The organism is Paenibacillus assamensis DSM 18201, assembly GCF_000422445.1.
Lineage (GTDB): Bacteria > Bacillota > Bacilli > Paenibacillales > Paenibacillaceae > Paenibacillus_B > Paenibacillus_B assamensis.
Window position 1 is genome coordinate 18487 of the sequence record NZ_AULU01000012.1, and the last position, 21590, is coordinate 40076.

20 protein-coding genes are annotated in these 21590 nt (G+C 43.4%); 19 read left to right on the top strand and 1 reads right to left on the bottom strand.

Annotation, left to right across the window (positions count from 1 at the left end):
• Positions 1 to 318: 318 nt before the first annotated feature.
• The 18 genes from H580_RS0108385 (at position 319) to H580_RS0108470 (ending at position 20443) form a co-directional block, all read left to right on the top strand.
• A complete protein-coding gene (locus H580_RS0108385; RefSeq protein ID WP_028594377.1) occupies positions 319 to 2226 on the top strand; it encodes a tetratricopeptide repeat protein in 1908 nt (635 codons plus the stop codon).
• Positions 2227 to 2376: 150 nt separating this feature from the next.
• A complete protein-coding gene (gene trxB, locus H580_RS0108390) occupies positions 2377 to 3336 on the top strand; it encodes a thioredoxin-disulfide reductase (protein ID WP_225445894.1) in 960 nt (319 codons plus the stop codon).
• Between the two features lie 197 nt (positions 3337 to 3533).
• The gene (locus tag H580_RS0108395) at positions 3534 to 4487 is read left to right on the top strand and encodes an ROK family glucokinase (RefSeq protein WP_028594379.1); all 954 of its coding nucleotides are present in this window, start codon (positions 3534 to 3536) and stop codon (positions 4485 to 4487) included.
• A gap of 103 nt (positions 4488 to 4590) precedes the next feature.
• Positions 4591 to 5487 carry an RNase adapter RapZ gene (gene rapZ, locus H580_RS0108400; RefSeq protein WP_028594380.1) on the top strand — a complete coding sequence of 299 codons (897 nt, stop codon included), beginning with the start codon at positions 4591 to 4593 and terminating at the stop codon, positions 5485 to 5487.
• A gap of 15 nt (positions 5488 to 5502) precedes the next feature.
• Positions 5503 to 6501 carry a gluconeogenesis factor YvcK family protein gene (locus H580_RS0108405; RefSeq protein WP_028594381.1) on the top strand — a complete coding sequence of 333 codons (999 nt, stop codon included), beginning with the start codon at positions 5503 to 5505 and terminating at the stop codon, positions 6499 to 6501.
• A gap of 7 nt (positions 6502 to 6508) precedes the next feature.
• Positions 6509 to 7441: a DNA-binding protein WhiA gene (gene whiA / locus H580_RS0108410; protein WP_028594382.1), complete on the top strand. Its 933-nt coding sequence runs from the start codon at positions 6509 to 6511 to the stop codon at positions 7439 to 7441.
• Between the two features lie 139 nt (positions 7442 to 7580).
• Entirely contained in the window at positions 7581 to 7847 is a 267-nt protein-coding gene (locus tag H580_RS0108415) for an HPr family phosphocarrier protein (RefSeq protein ID WP_028594383.1), read from the top strand.
• A gap of 593 nt (positions 7848 to 8440) precedes the next feature.
• Positions 8441 to 10609, top strand: coding sequence for an anthranilate synthase component I (locus tag H580_RS0108420; protein ID WP_051217342.1), 2169 nt, complete (start codon positions 8441 to 8443; stop codon positions 10607 to 10609).
• 233 nt (positions 10610 to 10842) lie between these two features.
• Positions 10843 to 11964: an aminodeoxychorismate synthase component I gene (gene pabB / locus H580_RS23755; RefSeq protein WP_051217343.1), complete on the top strand. Its 1122-nt coding sequence runs from the start codon at positions 10843 to 10845 to the stop codon at positions 11962 to 11964.
• Between the two features lie 117 nt (positions 11965 to 12081).
• Positions 12082 to 12828, top strand: coding sequence for an SIMPL domain-containing protein (locus tag H580_RS0108430; RefSeq protein ID WP_036604921.1), 747 nt, complete (start codon positions 12082 to 12084; stop codon positions 12826 to 12828).
• 311 nt (positions 12829 to 13139) lie between these two features.
• Positions 13140 to 14108, top strand: a complete 969-nt coding sequence (locus tag H580_RS0108435) for an ABC transporter ATP-binding protein (RefSeq protein ID WP_028594386.1) — start codon at positions 13140 to 13142, stop codon at positions 14106 to 14108.
• Positions 14105 to 14959: an ABC transporter permease gene (locus H580_RS0108440; RefSeq protein WP_028594387.1), complete on the top strand. Its 855-nt coding sequence runs from the start codon at positions 14105 to 14107 to the stop codon at positions 14957 to 14959. The genes H580_RS0108435 and H580_RS0108440 overlap by 4 nt, the downstream gene beginning before the upstream one ends.
• Entirely contained in the window at positions 14956 to 15768 is an 813-nt protein-coding gene (locus H580_RS0108445; RefSeq protein ID WP_028594388.1) for an ABC transporter permease, read from the top strand. The genes H580_RS0108440 and H580_RS0108445 overlap by 4 nt, the downstream gene beginning before the upstream one ends.
• A 102-nt stretch (positions 15769 to 15870) precedes the next feature.
• Complete coding sequence (locus H580_RS0108450) at positions 15871 to 16917, top strand: ABC transporter substrate-binding protein (protein ID WP_028594389.1); 1047 nt, start codon at positions 15871 to 15873, stop codon at positions 16915 to 16917.
• Positions 16918 to 17103: 186 nt separating this feature from the next.
• Positions 17104 to 17640, top strand: coding sequence for an NADPH-dependent FMN reductase (locus H580_RS23760; protein ID WP_036604923.1), 537 nt, complete (start codon positions 17104 to 17106; stop codon positions 17638 to 17640).
• 381 nt (positions 17641 to 18021) lie between these two features.
• Positions 18022 to 18948 carry an ABC transporter ATP-binding protein gene (locus H580_RS0108460; protein WP_028594390.1) on the top strand — a complete coding sequence of 309 codons (927 nt, stop codon included), beginning with the start codon at positions 18022 to 18024 and terminating at the stop codon, positions 18946 to 18948.
• Complete coding sequence (locus H580_RS0108465) at positions 18948 to 19676, top strand: ABC transporter permease (RefSeq protein WP_028594391.1); 729 nt, start codon at positions 18948 to 18950, stop codon at positions 19674 to 19676. Before H580_RS0108460 ends, H580_RS0108465 begins: the two co-directional genes overlap by 1 nt.
• A 20-nt stretch (positions 19677 to 19696) precedes the next feature.
• Entirely contained in the window at positions 19697 to 20443 is a 747-nt protein-coding gene (locus H580_RS0108470; protein WP_028594392.1) for an ABC transporter permease, read from the top strand.
• A 29-nt stretch (positions 20444 to 20472) separates the two neighbouring features.
• Here the strand turns inward: H580_RS0108470 and H580_RS25420 are convergent, their stop codons facing one another.
• The gene (locus tag H580_RS25420; protein WP_051217344.1) at positions 20473 to 21138 is read right to left on the bottom strand and encodes a winged helix-turn-helix domain-containing protein; all 666 of its coding nucleotides are present in this window, start codon (positions 21136 to 21138) and stop codon (positions 20473 to 20475) included.
• A 248-nt stretch (positions 21139 to 21386) separates the two neighbouring features.
• Between H580_RS25420 and H580_RS25790 the strand changes: the two genes are divergently transcribed.
• A complete protein-coding gene (locus tag H580_RS25790) occupies positions 21387 to 21527 on the top strand; it encodes a type A2 lanthipeptide (RefSeq protein WP_084509082.1) in 141 nt (46 codons plus the stop codon).
• Positions 21528 to 21590: the final 63 nt, after the last annotated feature.

The following is a 21590-nucleotide window of genomic DNA, read 5'->3' on the forward strand; positions in this document are numbered from 1 at the left end:
TAACAAACACAGACCTTTCGCCGTTACAAAACGGCTAAAGTGAATCTGTGTTTTTTTATCTATAAAAACTTCAAATGACCGATCGCTAATAAATAGGGTGAGGGGGTATAATGATGATAATAATTATAAATTAAAAGTAAGTATCAGTTAGCCGTGTCATTTTGCGAATATTCGATGTCTGGATGAAGTGAAGTAAAGGGGTGAAGTACCGTCCTCACTGCTCCCTTATAGTAATTGAGGGAAATAACTGTCGTTGTGTTATACTGGAGATTGTACTATCCAAATTAACACTAGTTATAGTTAGGAGGTGCCTTGGCGATGGCAGATAATAAGCCACAATCAACCGGAACTGACCTTGTTTCAACTGCGAAGATTGTTGCGTTTCCGGTGGATGGCGCAGCGTATGCGGAACGTGGAATGAAGGCGTTAGAGCGGCTGCGTTACGACAAGGCGTTAACATATTTTCGTAAGGCCGTACAATGTGAACCAGACAACCCTATACATCAATGTAATTTAGCAGGCGTTCTTGCTGAAAGTGGACAGTTCGAAGAGTCGAATCAAATTCTTGAACATGTTGTCCACCATGTTGAGCCTGAAATGACAGATTGTTTTTATTATATGGCAAATAACTGCGCTTATTTGGAGCAGTTTGAGCAAGCAGAAGCGCTGCTGCGGCATTATCTGAAGGAAGATCCGTATGGAGCTTATGCGGAAGAAGCAGAAGAAATGCTTCAAATGCTGATGAATGATATGCACCATTCTAACCAGCCTGTGCGCTCGAAGGCAGAACGTCTTAAAGAAAAGAAGGAGCAATTATCTGAATCATTCTCGTCTAAAGAAGTAGAAGATGATGTGGTTGAGGAACAAGAGCACTTCAATTCTGATGATGAGTCTGAGATCAGTCATGAGCGAGCTCGTGCTTTATTAGAAGAAGGCAAGTTCATCGAAGCGGAACGAATGCTGCTTGAAGTTCTTGAACAGGATCCAGATTATCTGGCGGCTCGCAACAATTTGGCCCTTGCTTATTACTATATGGGGCGTTTTGATGAGGCTGTCAGCACATTGGAAAATGTACTAGAGCGAGATAGCGGCAATCTGCATGCACTGTGCAATCTTGTTATTTTCGAAAAGCATGCGGGTAATGATGTTCGTGTAGCTGATCTTGTGCAAGTCCTATCTAAGACAGAGCCATTCCATCAAGAGCACGCATTTAAGTTGGCCACTACGATGGGAAGTTTAGGTGAGCATAGCGAAGCTTATCGTCATTTGAAACGACTTATTGTAAAAGGTGCGGTTAGCGATGCGAGTGTATATCATTACGCAGCAGTAGCAGCATGCCACGTGAATCGTTATGATGAGGCTGGGCGTTGGTGGGCAACTTGCCGAAGGTTGGATAACGAATCAGGCGTAGCTGCTTATTATATTGAACAGTTGCAGCAAGTTGTGGATGGTAAGTTGGATCCTATGCCAAGCTATCATTATCGTATCCCTTATGAGGAAGAAAGACGTCGGCAAGAGCAGAAGCTGAAGCGCCATATGAATACGGTAAATTTCAAGTCGTCAGAAGGACTGCAAGCTGTTAGAGAGGATGATCCGGCTGCACTTGAAACAGCGGCTTGGGAGCAGCAGTTGAAAACCGATCCGCTCGTGCGTTCTTCCTTGTTCTGGGCGTTACGTTTTGGTGAAACAGGAACGAAGCTGCAAGCCTTGCAGGCGATTCATTTGCTTCATGATGAAGAAGCCAAGGAAGCATTGCACAATTTGCTGCTTGATCCGGCACAGGAGTTATATTTGAAGCAGGTTGCTTTTTATATGCTGCGTAAGATGGGCGTTGAAGGACCGATTACATTTGAGATGCAGGGTGAAGAGCTTAGTCAGTCGAGCAATCATTTAGCTAATCATCTACCAGAGTGGAAAGAGGTATGGCAGAAGGTTCTCACGACTACAGAGTCGCACATGCAGGGACGGTACAATGTATTTATGCTGCATGATATTGAGACGATGTGGATTGAGTTCCTGACGCAGCTGTATCCTGACGTTCCTCGACTTCAAAAAGCGGAAGCATGGTCGGCAGCGCTAGAGTATCGAGTAGCGAAGCTTTATCAATGCGACGTTACTTTGGAACAATTGGCAGAGCGTTATGGCACATCTTCAGCTACAATTAGCAAGCATGTGAAGCGTATGGATGAAGTAAGCGAAATTGACACAATGGATATTACACAATAGTAAATTTACAAGACAGTCTGTTGTATTGAATACGCTAATTGGGTGGATTGCGTTGAACCATTAATCATCAAGCTAGCTTTACGAAAATGCCTTTTATTTGATAAAGATGATATATATGCTGAACATTATGTTATATAGGAGGAAGTTACAATGGAGAAAAAAATACACAAAGTTGTCGTAATCGGAACAGGTCCTGCTGGCTATACAGCGGCTATCTACTTGGCACGTGCCAACATGGAGCCACTCGTTATCGAAGGTCCTCAACCAGGTGGACAGCTGACTACAACGACAGATGTTGAGAACTTCCCTGGCTTCCCTGAGGGCATTATGGGTCCAGAATTGATGGACAATATGCGCAAGCAAGCGGAGCGTTTCGGAACGACTTTCAAAACAGGTTGGGTTACAAGCGTAGATGTGTCTGAGCGTCCATTTAAGCTGCAAGTTGAAGGAATTGGCGAAATCGTAGCGGAGGCTGTCATTGTAGCGACAGGTGCTTCTGCTAAATATATGAACATTCCTGGTGAGCAAGAGAACTTGGGTAAAGGGGTTAGTGCATGTGCAACATGTGACGGTTTCTTCTTCCGTAATAAGAAGATCGTCGTTGTTGGTGGTGGAGATTCCGCTATGGAAGAAGCTAATTTCTTAACTCGTTTTGGTTCTGGCGTAACATTGGTGCACCGTCGCAATGAACTGCGCGCATCGAAAATTATGCAGGATCGTGCTCGTGAGAACAGCAAAATTAGCTGGGATCTTAACGTAACGCCAATCGAAGTAGAGGCAACAGGCATGGGTGTTACGGGTCTTCGTGTTAAGGACAACGAGACAGGTGAAGAGCGCGTTATTGAGACGGATGGTCTATTCGTAGCAATCGGTCACAAGCCGAATACAGACTTCTTGCGTGGTCATGTGAATCTTGATGAGAACGGCTATATCGTAGTTACTCCAGGTACAACAGAAACTAGCGTTCCAGGTATTTTTGCTGCAGGCGATGTATTCGATACGAAATATCGTCAAGCCATTACAGCTGCGGGTTCAGGATGTCAGGCTGCATTGGATTGTGAGAAATATCTTGAAGGCAATATGGTGCATGACTGGAGCAAAAGCCTTTAATGGCATAACTCGCGTTAGTAGGTAATATCCATATTATAAATATGTTTTTCATTGATAGATGACAACCAAGTTTAGACGGAGTCGCAATGGCTCCGTCTCTATGTGTTCAGCCAGTGGGTTCTCTTGACCTCACTAGTGGGTTCGCGTATATTGGGTACAGAAGTACCATACGATTATGAATAAAAGGTGGATGACGCATGTCTGAGCAAATCTACGTGGGTGTCGATTTGGGAGGAACGGCAATTAAGGTCGGACTCGTAAGTACAGAAGGAAATCTATTGCAAGTTTTTGAGGGTCCAACCGAGGTGCCGAAAGGTCCTGAAGCGGTAATCGATAACATCGAGAAATATGTACGTCATATCGTAGAGGAATCATCCTACGATTGGAGTCAGGTTGCTGGAGTCGGCGCAGGTGTTGCTGGGTTCACGAATGTGAAGGAAGGCGTTATCTTGCTAGCGCCCAATGTAGGATTTAAGGATGTGCCGATTCGTTCCATATTAGAAGAACGTTTGGGCAAGCCGATTAAGATTGACAATGACGCGAATGTAGCAGCATTGGGTGAAGTATGGAGCGGAGCAGGCAAAGGCATCGATTTCTGCGTGTGCTATACGCTTGGAACAGGTGTAGGCGGCGGAATCATTATCGATGGCAAGATTGTACAAGGATTTAACGGACTTGCTGGAGAGCTTGGACATATGTCGGTTATTCCAGATTTGGAAGCGATTCAATGCGGCTGTGGCAAGATGGGATGCTTGGAAACGGTGTCTTCCGCAACAGGCATTATTCGCATGGCTAATGATGCAGTTGAACGCGGAGATCGCACATCCTTGTCCTTGCTTGAAGAAGCGATTACAGCAAAAGATGTATTTGATGCTGCTAAAGCAGGAGACGAAGTGGCAATCCGCATCGTAAGTCGTGCTGCTTACTATATCGGCAAGTCGATGGCTGCTGTAGCAGTGACATTGAATCCGCAGCGCTTCATTATCGGTGGCGGCGTATCGAAGGCAGGCGAATTCTTATTCGAGCAGATCAGAGAATCGTTTATGAAATTGTCGCCTGAACCTGTCACGCTTGGTGTTACTATTGAAGCAGCTCAACTAGGCAACGATGCAGGAATGATCGGTGCAGCAGGGTTGTTTATTCGTTCGTAGTATGATGTGTTCCAGTTGTATGTTGAATACAATTTAGTAGGCTATAGGTACGAGTTGAAACAGATTCGGTTCGTAATCGATTCGGACAAGGAGGGGACGAACGATGAATGAATCAACGGAAACATCCGCATTGGCGAAGCTCGTCATTATTACCGGCATGTCTGGTGCAGGGAAGACGATCGCGGTGCAGAGTCTAGAAGATTTGGGTTTCTTTTGTGTAGATAATTTACCCCCTGTCTTAATTCCGAAGTTTGCAGAACTTATCGAGCAATCAAAAGGAAAAATCGGCAAGGTGGCGCTCGTAATTGACTTGCGCGGACGGGAATTTTTTACGGCCTTATCGGAATCATTAAATCATATCCGAGATCATTATACGATTAGTTGTGAAATCTTATTTTTGGATGCAACAGATGGTGTGCTTGTACGTCGCTACAAGGAAAGCCGTCGTCGTCATCCCCTTGCTCCAGATGGCATGCCGCTTGATGGTATCCATCAGGAACGTAAGTTGCTTGAAGAATTGAAAGGTTGGGCGACACAAGTTATCGACACGAGCAACTTGAAGCCTGCACAGCTTAAAGAGCGTATTATCTCACGCTTCAACCACACCAATCAGCAAATTATGCCGATTAACGTAACTTCGTTCGGATTTAAGTATGGAGTGCCGATAGATGCAGACCTCATATTTGATGTGCGATTTTTACCTAATCCTCATTATGTAGATGCTCTTCGCCCTCGGACGGGGCAGGATGCTGAAGTGTATGATTATGTGATGAAATGGCCTGAAACCCAAGCTTTTCTGCAGAAGCTGTTGGATATGCTTAATTTCTTAATTCCACAGTATCAGAAAGAAGGCAAGGGACAAGTAGTCATCGGTATCGGTTGTACAGGCGGCAAACATCGTTCAGTGGCTATTGCTGAATACTTGGGACGCATGATTGGTTCAAGTGATACGGAAGTCGTACGTGTGAGCCATCGTGATTCTGAGAGGGATCGTCACTAACAGGAGGTCGCAGCGATGACGCATAAGGATGCAGACTTTGAAGGAACGCACAATCGACCGCGTATTGTCGTTATGGGTGGAGGAACGGGCCTATCTGTTATGCTGCGTGGGCTGAAAGAGAAACCACTCGATATTACCGCTATCGTAACAGTAGCTGACGATGGAGGCAGTTCGGGGATTTTACGCAGTGAACTGCATATGCCCCCGCCAGGCGATATACGCAGCGTATTGACGGCACTGGCTGATGTGGAACCTTCTTTGTCTGAAATGTTAAAATACCGTTTTCATCAGGGTAGTGGCCTTGCAGGACATAGCTTGGGCAATTTAATTTTGGCTGCGATGACGGATATTACGGGTGACTTTGTTGCTGGTGTTAGAGAGCTAAGCCGCGTCTTAGCTGTTCGGGGCCGTGTGCTGCCTGCTGCCAATCAAGCCGTGTTATTAAAGGCGGAGATGGTAGATGGAACCATTGTAGAAGGCGAGTCCAATATTCCTAAGGTAGGCAAACGTATCAAGCGTGTATGTATAGAGCCGCATGATGTTCGGGCACTGCCGGAGGCAGTTCAGGCCTTGAAGGAAGCGGATGCCATTCTGATTGGACCTGGCAGTTTGTATACAAGTATTATGCCCAATTTATTAGTACCGGAATTGGCGGAAGCCGTATTAAATTCTAAGGCGGTAAAGCTGTTTGTGTGTAATGTGATGACTCAGCCTGGCGAGACCGACAATTACACAGTAGGTGATCATCTGGATGCAATTCAAGAACATATTGGTCACCAGTTATTTGACTATATCATCGTGAATGATGGTGAAATTCCACCTCAAGTACAGGATAGGTATGCAGAGAAAGGCGCTCGCGCCGTTCATTTGGATCTTGAAGAAGTGAAAAGCCGAGGGTATAAAGTGATTGCCGATTCCTTAGTGCTGTTCCGTACGTATTTGAGACATGATGCGGATAAATTAAGCCACCATATCTATCAGTTGGTGGAAAATTGGATGTTACGAAAGAGGTGAATGGACGATGTCTTTCGCGGCACAGACCAAGAAGGAATTAACGTTAATTGAAGGGGACGGGTGCTGCGAGAAGGCGGAACTATCTGCGCTTATGCGTATGAACGGTTCGGTCCAGTTATCTTCTAACCGTAAAGTAATACTTGATGTGTCGACAGAGAATGCTGCAATTGCGCGGCGTATTTATAAACTAGTAAAGGCGCATTATCAAGTGCATACGGAGTTGCTGGTACGCAAGAAGATGCGCCTAAAGAAAAACAATGTTTATATTGTGCGCATACCTGCCTATGTGCAGGAGATGCTAAAAGATCTGCATATCGTCTCGGAAGGTTTTATGTTCACGGATGGTATAGATAAGCGAGCATTGGCAAACAATTGCTGTAAGCGAGCTTACTTGCGAGGAGCGTTTCTTGCAGGAGGATCGGTGAATAATCCTGAAGGATCATCCTACCACCTAGAGATCTACTCGATGTATGAGGAGCATTGCAAAGCGCTTGTCGATCTGGCAAATGAATTTGACTTGAATGCTCGGTTTATTGAACGGAAGAAAGGCTTTGTACTGTACCTCAAAGAAGGCGAGAAGATTATCGAATTCTTGAACATTATTGGTGCTCATCAAGCCTTGTTTAAGTTTGAGGATGTGCGCATTATGCGTGATATGCGCAATTCGGTTAACCGGATCGTGAACTGTGAGACGGCCAACTTAAATAAGACGATTGGCGCAGCCGTTCGTCAAATTGATAATATCAAGTTGATCCAGAGTAAGGTAGGGCTCGACAGCTTGCCAGATAAATTGAAGGAAGTAGCAGAGGTTCGTTTGGCACATCCGGATATTAATCTAAAAGAAGTCGGGGAACTACTGAAAGGGAAGGTAAGCAAATCGGGCGTTAACCACCGATTGCGCAAGCTTGATGAATTAGCAGAGCGTATTCGCAATAGTTAGCGACTTAACGCTAGTGAAAACGCTATAATAATGCTATAATGTGATAAATTGAACAGAATTGTTGCAAGAAAAGTAACATTTAGGTATGTTAGAATAAAGATTACAAATACACGGAATCTAAGTAGGGGGTATAGTACGCATGGCTCAACAACCAGTTGTTGTACGACTGAAGACAGGCTTACACGCTCGACCTGCAGCTTTGTTCGTTCAAGAGGCTAACAAATATTCCTCTGATATTTTTGTTGAAAAAGAAGATAAGAAAGTGAACGCGAAGAGCATCATGGGTATCATGAGTCTCGCGATCAGCTCTGGAACTTCTGTTACGATCACTGCTGATGGTGCTGATGCAGACCAAGCGGTAGCTGCTTTGGTTGCTTTGGTAAGCAAGGAAGAATTAGATAACTAATAGAACGATGAAATAGGCCCGTCTGTCTTGTGCAGGCGGGTTTCTTTATATTCATTATTCATATCGTAATCGCTGTGATGAAACTGGAATATCGGACTTCGTTAGCTTAATCAGATGGCAATGCCAATCGAGGAGTAGGATATAGTCAGTGGAAATCGTAGTTGCAGGGTAGAACTTGATGTAATTTATACATTATGAAGGTGAAACCTGACGTAAGTGGAACGTTTTCCTATGTATATCATGACCGATTTTATGACCATAATCAACCTTCTTTAGAAAAACTTTAGAATACGGCTATTGAATCTTATTGCTGCCATGAAGCCAAACTTCAAGTGTGCATGATGTATTTGAAACTGTATGAAAATTGATATATACAAAGGAATTAATGTGGAAACTGAGAAATGTTTGGTTTAAGCATGTATGGTATTGTGAGTCTGAGTTTGCAATGATATGATGAGGTTAGTTTAGAATAGTTTAGTTTAGATGAGATGAGACAGGATGAGTTGAGCTGAGTGAAGAGGTACTACGTTTATCATTTTTTTCTCCACTGAGACTACCCTGTTCTCCTCTGTTCAGAAACGGAGGCCAACGTTATGAGTAGTATTTTATCCCACATCACTTACAACCCTAAGCAGCAGTCCTACAAGACGAAAGGCAGTATTCAGGTGTACCGTACCATTGAGATGGTAGAAGAAGAACAAGCGGTTGATAGTATTTTAAGCCGGATTGATGGTGCAAGAGGTGCGCTATATTCTAGTTCTTATGAATATCCTGGAAGGTATTCCCGCTGGGATATGGGGTTTGTTCATCCTTCTTTGCAACTGCGTTCATCAGGTCCACGATTCTACATCGAACCATTGAATGAGCGCGGTGAGGTGCTTGTACCAGCAATTTATCGAGCGCTATTGCAGCTTGATACAATTGAAGTAATAAGAACGGATGAGCGCATCGAAGGCAGCATACTAAGAACAGATGCTTCTTTTACCGAGGAAGAGCGAACGAGCCAGCCATCGATTTTTCAGGTGTTGCGACAAATTAAGAACTTATTTTACTCTGAAGAGGATTCTTTCTTAGGCTTGTACGGTGCTTTTGGTTATGATCTCGTATTTCAACTCGAGCCAGTGGCTAGTAAGCACGAACGCCAAGAAGGCGAATCAGAAATTATTCTATTTCTACCGGATGAGCTAATTGTCGTGGATCACCAGATGTCTTGTGCCTATCGCATGTCGTATGAATTCGAAGTCGATGGACGTATGACTGCTGGGCTACCTAGAATCACACCTGCAGTCGCAACCCAACCCACTAACCCAAATATGAATGTTGAATATAAATCAGGAGAGTATGCGGACTTAGTTCGTGTAGCTATTGAAGAATTTAGAGTTGGCAACATGTTCGAAGTTGTTCCTTCTCAAACACTATATGAGCCTTGTTATGACAGTCCTTCGCAAATCTTTTTGCGGTTAAAGCAATTGAACCCTAGTCCATATGGGTTTATCGTAAACTTGGGGAACGAGATGCTTGTTGGTTCTTCCCCAGAGATGTATGTCCGCGTTGAAAATGGTCGTGTCGAGACTTGTCCGATATCAGGTACAATTAAGCGCGGCGGCAATGCCATTGAAGATGCGAACAACATACGTGAACTTCTCAATTCCGCTAAAGATGAAGCTGAGCTAACTATGTGTACGGACGTTGATCGCAATGACAAATCCCGTATTTGCAAGCCTGGTTCTGTACGAGTGATAGGGCGCAGACAGCTAGAGATGTATTCTCATCTGATCCATACTGTAGACCATGTCGAAGGCTATTTGGAGCCGCAGTATGATGCGTTGGATGCCTTTATGACCCATATGTGGGCGGTAACCGTGACAGGTGCCCCTAAGCGTGCAGCTATTCAATGGATTGAACAGCATGAACAGACGCCTCGTGGCTGGTATGGGGGTGCTGTAGGTGTATACAGCTTCAATGGTAATTTAAATACAGGCCTTACACTACGCACCATTCGCATCAGAAATGGAATGGCTGAGATTAGAGTTGGTGCTACGTTGTTATACGATTCTATTCCAGAGTTGGAAGAGGAAGAAACGTTAACAAAGGCTGCGGCACTTGTGAAAGCAATCCGTGGATGGAATCAGAAGCAGGATGCTCCTCCTGCTGAGATTCAAGTAGGTAAAGGCAAGCGCATTCTACTTGTGGATCATGAAGATTCCTTCGTGCATACGCTAGGGAATTATTTTAAACAGACGGGAGCGGACGTCATTACGTATCGCTCTTCGGTAGCAAGAGAGCAGCTAACGAAACAGTCCTTTGATCTTGTTGTCTTGTCTCCGGGTCCTGGTAGACCGGAACAATTTCAGTTAAATGAAACAATTGAGCTTTGTTTGCAGCACAACATACCGATATTCGGTGTGTGTCTAGGACTGCAAGGTATTGTAGAGTACTTTGGCGGCTCGTTGGGGACACTAGACTATCCACAGCATGGCAAGGGTACGGTGCTGGATTTCGTTAAACCATGCCACCTATGGAATGGCCTTGAGAGCGGTGTTGAAGTTAGCCGCTATCATTCGTTATACGCTAGTACTGTTCCAACTTGTTTAGATGTGACGGCAATGTCTGAGGATGGGGTCGTCATGGCGGTGCAGCATCATACACTTCCGATTACAGCGGTGCAGTTCCATCCAGAATCTATTTTATCGCTGCGTCATAATGCAGGCATTCAGATGATTCAGAATGTGGTGGCTTCGTTGTCGACATGTAAGGAATAAGAGTTCTCCTCTCAAACTGCGTTCTCAATATAAGGCGAATTGAGTTGTAGAAGCAGTTTGTAAGTATATGCATGTACATTTGTAAGTTGAAGATCGTCAGAGTGCTGAGGCAAGGGGAACGGAATGAACCTCTTGTTTCAGCACTTTTTTGTTAGTTATTATAGTATATAAGTGTTTAATAAAGTAAAGCTCTCGGCAATATTGAAATTGTTGAAGGTTAGGAGTGTTTTTAGGTGGGGCTGGAGCATGTTCCTTACATTGTAATGGATTTTAACCAAGAAACGTTAGTATTTGAGCATCCTTTGCAAGTATTGCAAGCTAATCAAATCGAAGAAGTGGAAGCTATTTTTGAGCAAGTGCAATTAGCTATGAAGCAAGAGAAATATGTGGTTGGTTATGTCTCTTATGAAAGTTCGCCAGCTTTCCATACACATTATAAAGTAAATGCGACCCATAGCGATTTTCCTTTAGTATGGTTCGGTATATATGACAAACCATCGGTGGTAAAGCCGCATCAGCAGCAGCCTTATCAGGTGTCAGAATGGAGGTCATCTACAGATTATGGTCGGTATGAGGACGGTATTAAACAAATACATAATGCCATAGCAAGTGGGGATACCTATCAAGTTAACTATACAATCCGGTTCCACTCTGAATTTGAGGGTGACGACCGCTCGTATTATGAGCATCTGAAGGCGGCGCAAAACGGGAATTATTCCGCGTATTTCAATTTAGGACGTTATCGGATTTTATCGGTTTCGCCTGAACTGTTTTTCCGTTGGGACGGAGAAACCATTGTGACGAAACCGATGAAGGGAACGGCGCCGCGCGGAATCGGAATAGCTGATGAACAGCAAAAAGAGGAATTGGCTGCTTCTGAGAAGAACCGAGCAGAAAACTTGATGATTGTCGATTTACTTCGCAATGATATTAGCAAAATCGCTGCTGTTGGTTCTGTGAAAGTTCCAAAATTATTCGAAATTGAGCCGTATCCAACGGTGTATCAGATGACATCTACAGTGGAAGCAAAGACAAAACCGAATACAACGTTATTCGAACTGTTTTGCGCGATGTTCCCATGCGGATCGATTACAGGTGCGCCAAAGATCAGTACCATGCAAATTATTGATTCGCTAGAGGACGAGCCTCGTCATATTTATTGCGGCGCGATTGGGCTGATTACACCTGATCAACAAGTGTTGTTCAACGTAGCAATTCGTACGGTTTTAATCGATAAGGAGACGCAGCAGGCTGTGTATGGTGTTGGTGGAGGCATCACGTGGGATTCCACGGTGGCAGATGAATTCGAGGAAGTTATGACCAAGTCTAAGGTGTTATCTTATCGGAATGAGTGAAGCGGTAAAAAAATGAGAAATTAGAGCAATGATTTTCATAGCTGGGTGCAACATTTTCCTTCTTCTCGCGTTTAGGAGACAAGAATTATAAACAATTTACACTTGGAGGGGTTTGTTATGCATCAACTTTGGAAGCGAACTATGGTAGCCGTGGCACTAAGTGCCGCATTATTTGTAACTTCTGTGCAGCTTCAGCCGGGTACGGCTTCTGCCGCTGTCACTACAGATGCGAACAGAAACGTTATTTCCGTTACAGGTCAAGCTACGCTTGAGGTAGATCCCGATATTGCGTACGTGATATTGGGCGTAGTTACAAAAGCTAACAAAGCGGACGAGGCTCAGAAGCTTAATGCTGAGAAGTTCGACAAAGTGAAAAAAGCACTAACGAGTCATGGTGTAGATAACAAAGATGTTAAGACGGTGCAGTTTAGTGTTCAGCCACAATACTCCTATAAAGACAATCAGGAACCTAAAATAGTAGGTTATGAGGCGAGACATCAAGTAAAAGTAAACTACCGCAAATTGAATCAATTAGGCGAGCTTGTCGATGCTGCATCTAAAGCAGGGGCAAATGATATTTCTAATATTTCATTTGGTATCGAGAACACTGAGAGCTTAGAGCTGCAAGCTTTAGAAAAAGCTGTGGCGAATGGTACGAAAAAGGCTCAGGCATTAGCAAAAGCGAGTGGTCGTCAGCTTGGCCAAGTAACTACAATTTCAGAATCAGGCAGTGATTTCTCCATACCACGAATAGCTGTAGCTGAAATGGCTCATGACAATATGGCTAAGGTGGCGCCAAGTGCTCCTCAAGCAGGTCAGGTCAAAATACAAATAAATGTGCAGTTGCAATTCGAGCTCAAATAACAAATCCATTACGAATCAAAAAACGAACCGCTTATGAGTGTCAACTCAATGGGCGGTTCATTTTTGGGCATTTTTCCGTTAAAATACAGGATAGTTAGCCGTTTTATGGGATAAAAACGTTATTTACGTGAAATTTCACGTATGGATATGTCGAAATTACGTAAAACTAGTTGTAACAGTTGTCAAAACGATGTATATTGAATATGCAAAAAATTAATGTACACTTTGGGAGCCATACCAATGGATATGGCTTTTTTTTATGATATAACTATTTACGTTGTCTACGGATGACGGGAAAGGGTTGATTAATTATGATTCATCTGGAAAATGTAGAAAAGCATTTTGCCGGGCAACCCGTTGTGCATCCCCTGTCTCTGACAATTGATGAGGGGGAGTTTCTGACACTGCTCGGTCCGAGCGGATGCGGGAAAACGACGATACTTCGTATGATTGCCGGTTTTGAACAACCATCTTCAGGCGTGATCCGTCTTGATGGAGAAGATGTAACACAATTGCCGCCGAATAAGCGAAACTTAAACTTAGTATTTCAACATTATGCGCTCTTCCCCCATATGACGGTGGAGGAGAATATTGCGTTTGGTCTGAAAATGAAAAAGATCGACGCTGCTGAGCAGCGCGTTCGTATAGAAGAGGCAATTCGTCTGACGCAGCTTACAGCTCTTGCAAAGCGTTATCCGCATCAGCTTTCTGGTGGACAACAACAGCGTGTAGCGATCGCCCGTGCGATTGCGAACAAGCCAAAAGTTCTTTTGCTGGATGAGCCGTTGGGTGCGCTTGATCTACAGCTTCGCAAAAACTTGCAGGCTGAGCTGAAGCAATTGCAGCGCAGTTTGGGCATTACGTTTGTCTATGTTACACATGATCAAGAAGAAGCAATGATGATGTCTGATCGTATTGTCATCATGAATGCAGGGCGCATTGAAATGATAGGCTCGCCTCGCGAAGTGTATGAACGCCCGGAGACGTTGTTTGCAGCTACTTTCATTGGAGAGAATAACATATTCCATGAAGAAGAGCGTTTATATACGGTTCGTCCAGAAAAGGTTCGTGTTAGCGAGCAACTGGAAGGGGCACGTAAACAAGGCATTATTCAAGATATTTTGTATTTAGGTAATATTCATAAGCTGATTGTTCACTTGGATGATGAGCAAACATCGGTGACTAGTGCATTAGACTTCACAGATATTCGTGAGTGGAAGCTTGGACAGCAAGTAGGGCTGCACTGGAACGAACAGGATGAGGTGACAGTCGGTCGATGAATAAACGTACCTTCGGCCTTGTTGCACCTGTCGTATTGTGGCTGTCCTTGTTTCTCATTATTCCGATGGCTGCTGTCGTTGTTGTTTCATTTATGCAGCGGGATAATTTGGGGAATATTATTTGGAACTTTAACTTTGATAATTATGCTCGGTTCTTTGATCCGCTGTATTTGGGTATTTATTGGGATACGATCTGGGTATCGCTTATATCGACCGTACTCTGTTTATTGTTGAGCTATCCGTTGGCTTACTATATTACGACGGTCAGCGCCCGTGCACAGAAGCTATGGCTTATCGCGATTACGATACCATTCTGGATTAACTTTCTTATTCGTACGTATGCATGGGTCATCCTGCTTCGCACGCAAGGTGTAGTGAACTCGTTATTACTTGATATTGGGCTTATACAGGAGCCGTTGCAATTGCTGTACACGGATGGAGCTGTAATTCTCGGAATGGTTTACACCTTCATTCCCTATATGGTACTGCCCATCTATGTTGCGTTGGAGCAAATGGATAAGCGTTTGTTGGAAGCTGCAAGCGACCTGGGCGCAAGTCGTTGGAAGTCATTCTGGCATATTACGTTGCCACAAACAAAGACTGGTATTATGACCGGCAGTGTGCTTGTATTTGTTACGACAACGGGGATGTTTGTTATATCCGATATTCTCGGTGGCGCGAAGTCACAAATGCTTAGTAACATTATTCAAAATCAATTTCTTGGGGCGCGCGACTGGCCGTTCGGCTCAGCGCTATCGGTTATTTTTATTATTAGCTCGATGATTATTATCGGTCTCTTTAATCGTGCGATGCGTTCCAAGTATGATGCGGCGAGGGAGGCGAAAGCATGATGACGGCACAGTCGAAAAGGAAACATCCGTTATTGTCGATCCACTCCTTTTTAATGCTCGCTTTTATTTATATTCCTGTGCTGCTTATTGTCGTGTTCTCGTTTAACGATTCACGGATGAGCACCAATTGGAGCGGCTTCACATTTGACTGGTACATTAAGTTGTTCCAGAACGATAATGTGATGACGGCTGTAAAGAACAGCCTGTTTATCGCGTTCGTCTCAACAATCGTTTCAACCGTCTTAGGTACGATGGTCGCGTTGGCGATTCGCAAGATGCAGCATAAGAAGACATTGAACAGCTTGCTGTATTTGCCGATTATCGTTCCTGATATCATTATGGGTTTATCGCTGTTGATTTTGTTCAGTCAGCTAAAATTTGACCTCGGCAAAACAACAGTTATTATTGCGCATATTACCTTTAGTATCTCTTATGTATATGTTATTGTCAGTTCACGCTTAGCGAACTTGGGTAAGCAATGGGAAGAGGCTGCGGCAGATCTAGGGGCAACACCTTGGCAGACGTTCCGTCATGTAACATTGCCAACGATCTGGCCTGGTATTATTGCCGGAGCGCTCATTGCGTTCACGCTGTCAATCGACGACTTTATGATTAGCTATTTTGTGGCGGGGCCAGAATCATCAACCCTTCCAATATATATTTACAGCTCGGTGAAACGTGGTATCTCTCCGGAGATTAATGCGTTATGTACGATTCTAATCGTACTTAGTGTGACGCTAATTGTTGCGGCGCAATGGCTTGTTAACCGTGGTAATGGTGATAAGCGCGGTAATATGCTGCCATTCTAATACTATGATTAGGTGATTCGAGCTGCTAGTGTATGCAGATGGGAAATCATCAGGCACTAAATTAAGTAACAAAAGTTACGGATCAGAAAGGGGTATTTTGAATTGAACAAAAAATGGATTGCACTTTTATTGACAGGAATATTGGCACTTACGGTTCTATCCGGTTGTACAGGCGGTTCCTCCCAGCCCACATTGAATTTGTATGGGTGGGCAGATAATTTTGATCCAAAAATGATAGAGAAGTTTGAAAAAGAAAACAATGTGAAGGTCAACTATACGTACTTCGCAAACAATGAAGAGTTGTTGGCAAAGATCAAAGCGGGTGGTGCTAACTACGACTTGATCCAGCCATCCGATTACATGGTTGCAACGATGGTGCAGCAAGGTTTGTTGGAAGAGTTGAATAAGGATAACATTCCTAACTTCAAGCATTTGGCTGATAAGTTCAAGAACCCTGAGTATGATCCAGACAATAAGCATTCGGTAACGTATATGTCCGGTGTTACAGGTATTGCGTACAATAAGAAGTACATCAAAGAGGCGCCAGATAGCTGGGAAGATCTTTGGAATCCAGCTTACAAAGGAAAAGTGCTATTGCTAGATGACAACCGTGAAGTGATCGGTATGGCTTTGAAAAAAGCTGGCAAGTCCAACAGCTCTCGCGATGATGCAGAGATCAATGCAGCTGTGGACGATCTGCGTAAGCTCGTTCCTAACGTATTGGCATTCGATACAGACAGCATTAAGCAGAAAATGATTCAAGAAGAGGCTTGGATTGGAACACTATGGTCTGGTGACGCTGCATTCGCAGCTGCTGAAAATCCAGATATCGCTTATGTTGTACCAAAGGAAGGCAGCACGATCTTCTCTGATAACTTCGCTATCCCTAAAGGAGCGAAAAATAAAGAGTTGGCAGAAAAATTCATCAACTTTATGATGGATCCTCAAAACAGTGCAACGAACTATGAAGCTATCGGCTACAGCAATCCAATTGCAGCAGCGAAGCCATATCATAGCAAGGAATACAACGAGAACCCGATGATCAACCTAACGGACGAGGAAATGAATCGTACGGAGTGGTTGGCTGACGTAGGCGACAAGATTCAATTGTATGACCGCCTTTGGACGGAATTGAAGAGCGGCCAATAAGCTTTGAAGCAAATATAAATAGTGAAAGACACATCCGATCAATGGAGAACATTGAAAGGGTGTGTCTTTTTATTTACATGGATATAGAAAAATCCCAGCAGTGACAATTGTGTGGTTTCATATATAATAGAATGAAAAGGATAAAGTATCCATATTTTTGAAGGTGCTTATGGAAGGAGCGTTACCATGACTCAACTATTATTAATATCAGGAAGTCCCCGTAAAGGTTCTAATTCTAGCAAGGTCATACGCCATGTGCAGCAACAATTAGAGGCAGCCGGCGCTACTTGCAAAGTGTTCGATCTCAACACGGATAAGCTTCCACTTTATGAGTATGATCAGTCTCAGTATGAACTTGAGATCGTGCGTAAGCTGGTACAACAAGTTCATGAGGCAGATGGCTATGTTATCTGTACGCCAGAATATCATGGAGCAATGAGTGGAGCTTTGAAGAACGCTCTCGACTTTCTGGGTGGAAAGGACTTTTCCGGGAAGCCGTGCGCGATTGCTGCGACAGCTGGTGGGGGCAAGGGTGGCATTAACGCATTGAATAACTTGAGAACGGTTCTGCGTTCCTTGTATGTGAACACGCTGCCTAATCAAATTATCGCTGATCCGAACGTGTTTAACGAAGAGGGTCAAGTTACGGAAGAGCGCACAGCTAACGGGTTAGGTTTGCTTGCAGAGCAATTGATTGCTGAAGTAAAACTGCGTAAATCATAGAGAAAATAGGGATATAAGTCGTCCAGTCTGATTTTATCTGATTTTAAGGTTTCGCTCAGATTCGTTTAATCTAGTAACGTTATTCTGATAGTGGACCGAATGACAGATGAGTAGAGCAAAGGAGGGCTGCCGCACGACTTCATAACCTTGACACAACGGCTTGTCCGTTGAACAAGGAGTATCCGTTTCATCTTTTCTCATGGTTTACAGTTTACCCCTAGAACATATATATGGCCGTATTGCCTTATGAGGCGATACGGCATTTTTTTGCTCATAGTTGTTTGAAGTGGAATAACCTTACAATAATGAAAGGCTAATCATGTATTTGATCAGTTACAATAGTCGTATAAGTTTTAATTGTGAAGATGAAAGGGGCACAATATGAGCGAGCGGCGGGATAGCATTTTGGTAGAAACGTCTAGATTGCGAAAAACTTTTGGGGACTACGTAGCTGTTAATCAAGTCGATATGCAAATACAACGAGGTCAAATTTATGGTTTCTTAGGCCCGAACGGTGCTGGTAAGACAACGACGATACGAATGCTTCTTGGTTTGATGAGGCCAAGTTCAGGCAGTATCAAAATGTTCGGAAAGGACATTCGGACGAATCGAATCGAGATATTAAGTCGAATCGGCTCACTTGTCGAATCCCCTTCGTATTACCGTAATCTTACTGGATATGAGAACTTGCAAGCGACTTGTAAATTGCTGCGAGCCAATACATCTGAGATTGAACGTGTATTGAAGATTGTTCGCTTGGAAGAGGCAGCTCACCGTCTCGTTAGACAATACTCCCTTGGTATGAGACAACGGCTAGGCATTGCGCTTGCACTGCTAAATAATCCTGATCTTCTTATTTTAGACGAGCCGACGAATGGACTTGATCCTGCAGGGATCTTTGAAATTAGGGAACTTATTAAACAATTACCCCAACAATACGGCATAACCGTACTTATCTCCAGTCATAATCTTGCCGAAATGGAGTTAACTGCAACCCATGTTGGCATTATCGAACAAGGCAGCCTAATTTTCCAAGGGACGATTCAACAACTCCAACAAAAAAACCAACCCACATTACACATCCGAGTAGATGAAAATATAAACGAAGCAATTTCGTTCTTGCAAGATACACACTTCCCTGCAATACGGGCTGATGATTTTATTCACATTTCTGGTCATGAACAATCTGCTGCAAAAATTAATGATCTACTAGTACGCTCAGGGTTTCGAGTATCTCGTCTGCATGTGCAAACGAAATCATTGGAGGATATTTTCCTAGAACTTACGGGAAGGGAAGGGTCCTTATAATGAATCTGTTACTTGCGACAAGAGTAGAATGGCTCAAGTGCAAGCGGAGTAGAATTATGCTCGTTGTATTAGGTGCACCTTTGCTTATTTTAATGCTTCAATTTATTAACTTCCGATTGAGGGGTTCCATCCTTCTGAAAAATAGTACATCACCTTGGTGGGAACTCATTCAGGAGATAGGCTCGTTTTGGGGCGCACTTGTTCTTCCTATATTAGTTGCAATCGTAGCTGGGATGTTGTCGGCTGTGGAGCATTCCAGCCATGCATGGAAGTATATATTGACCATGCCTATGCAGCGCAGCACGATGTATCTAGCTAAGCTGCTCTTATGCTGCTGCTTGCTTCTTCTGAGTTCGTTAATTGTAACCATTGGAGTCGTAGCAATTGGTTCAACGCTTGGATTTGAAGGAGCAATTCCTTGGGATAGGGTTGGATGGGTATTTATCTATCCGCTGCTTGGCTGTGCAGCAATTATCTCGATTCAAGTATGGCTAAGTACGAAGTTTCAAAATTTCTCTGTTCCATTGGCGATAGGTATCGTTAGTATTATTGCTTCTTTGTTTCTATCTCAGTCCGAAGCAACCCATTGGTTCCCTTGGGTATACCCGTTCTTGACTGCTCCCATTGGCGAGCCGTATGAGCCAGGCTATACAAGTATGATGTCAATCACTGTCGCTGTAATGGTTACCGTTGTTGCGCTGTGGGAATTTTCTAGACGAGATGTTTAGAAAGAGAAAGGATGAGTAAAATGGGGACGTATGTAAGAGTATTGCGTGTAGAGTTTTTTAAGCTAAGGCGTTCTCTCGTTTGGCTGGTCGTTATCTTAGCGCCTGTTATTATGGTGTTGAATGGAGATATGAACTTTATGAGGTTCGAATCCGTGCTGGTCAAAGAAGAGGGAACAGCTTGGCTGAAGCTATATGTTCAAATCGTATTGTGGTACAGTATTTTGCTGCTACCAATGTCGATTGGAATATTAGGGATATTGATGAGTAGAACAGAGCATGCTGATGGTTCGTGGAAATACTTGCTGAGCCTTCCGATTCCTAAAAGTGTAATCTATATGGCCAAGATGACAGTACTTATTCTATTGACGGGTGTATCTATTCTGTTGCTATTACTAGGTGTGTTTGTGAGTGGAAAATGGTTGGGTATTGAAGAGGGATTTCCGTATTCCGTAATCTTAGTCAAAGGATTACTTGGTTGGTTGATGTGCTGGCCAATCATCGCTATTCAGCAATGGTTGAGCATTCGCTACCCCGGTATTGGAATTCCAATGGGAATTAGTGCCGCAACAGCTATTGCAGGTGTATTGATAACTAACTCCCAATATGCTGGTTATTACTTATGGTCATACCCGGCGCTCAATATGCTGCCCTCTGGAGAGGGATTTGATGTGCTGTCTATAGGTTCAAGTGTAGGGATTGCGATTCCCTTGTTCATCGTATTGGCTGGGTTAGGATTATGGAGTTTTATTAGAAGAGATGTTCTTTAATCTTTTGAACGATAGGGTAGGTCATGTTGTTACGAGGAAGCAGCAGCTTTCAATTTATAACCTTTACCTCTTATGGTTACTAATATGGATGGGTTGCGAGGATCATCTTCAATTTTATCTCTGATATTTTTAATGTGAATATATAAATTGGATGGACTTATAAGATCGGCCAAGTCGATGATCTCCTCTGTTGTTAATGTACGGTTAATATGTTTGATCAATAGATAGACGATTTTAAACTCTGTACTAGATAGTAGGATGTGACAGTCGTTTCGTATAATGCGATGACCGGCTAAATCAAAGATGATTCCTGGAGCTAGCTCATATACATGCGAGGTGGAATGGAAATCGTTATCTAAATACCGAGTGGATTGTAACTGCTTGGTTAATACGGCTAATGGAGCAAGTAGCTGTATATGGGCTTGCTGCTGCAAAATAACACGTTTTACTTCGGTATCATTGGTGCTCATGATAAAAATAGGAGGCAGTAATTGGTTCATTGCATCTTTCCATAGCTCAAAATGCTCCATATCGGGCTCGGGGAAATCCAAAATAACAGCTATACAATTAGGAGCAATGGACAACTCATGCAAGCGTTTCCAACAGTTCGTATGTTGAATCTCTATATGATGTTGGCGCAGGATACAGGTAAACAGGGTGACTAGATTGTGATTCTCTGTTAATAAAACGATCAAAACAGCACGCCTCCCTATAGAAAAAATGACTACAATGGAATAGCAAAGTTTCTACTAAACTACCAAAATAGCTAGTCATTAACAATAGTGTATATTTACATATATATAAATTCTTATATAGGAAACTTAAGAAAAATTTAGGCTCGTCCTTAACGTTTACTCAAGGTAAGAAGACGCACGGCCTTTTATAATAGGTTATAGGAGATGGCGCCGTTTCCACCAAAACTATGATATGAGGTGAACCTACGATGGAAAATCTCAACAATGTAATCAATAACTTATCTGATGAAGAGTTGGCTGATGTAGCAGGTGGTAAAAAAGATGGTTGTGGCTGGGTGTGCACATATACGCTAGATTGCCCTGGTACACGTTGGTTTAACTGTTGCTAATTTAAGAAAGTTTCTAAATCGACAGGATTTCGGTCCTGTCGATTTATTCTGTATAGAGTCAAT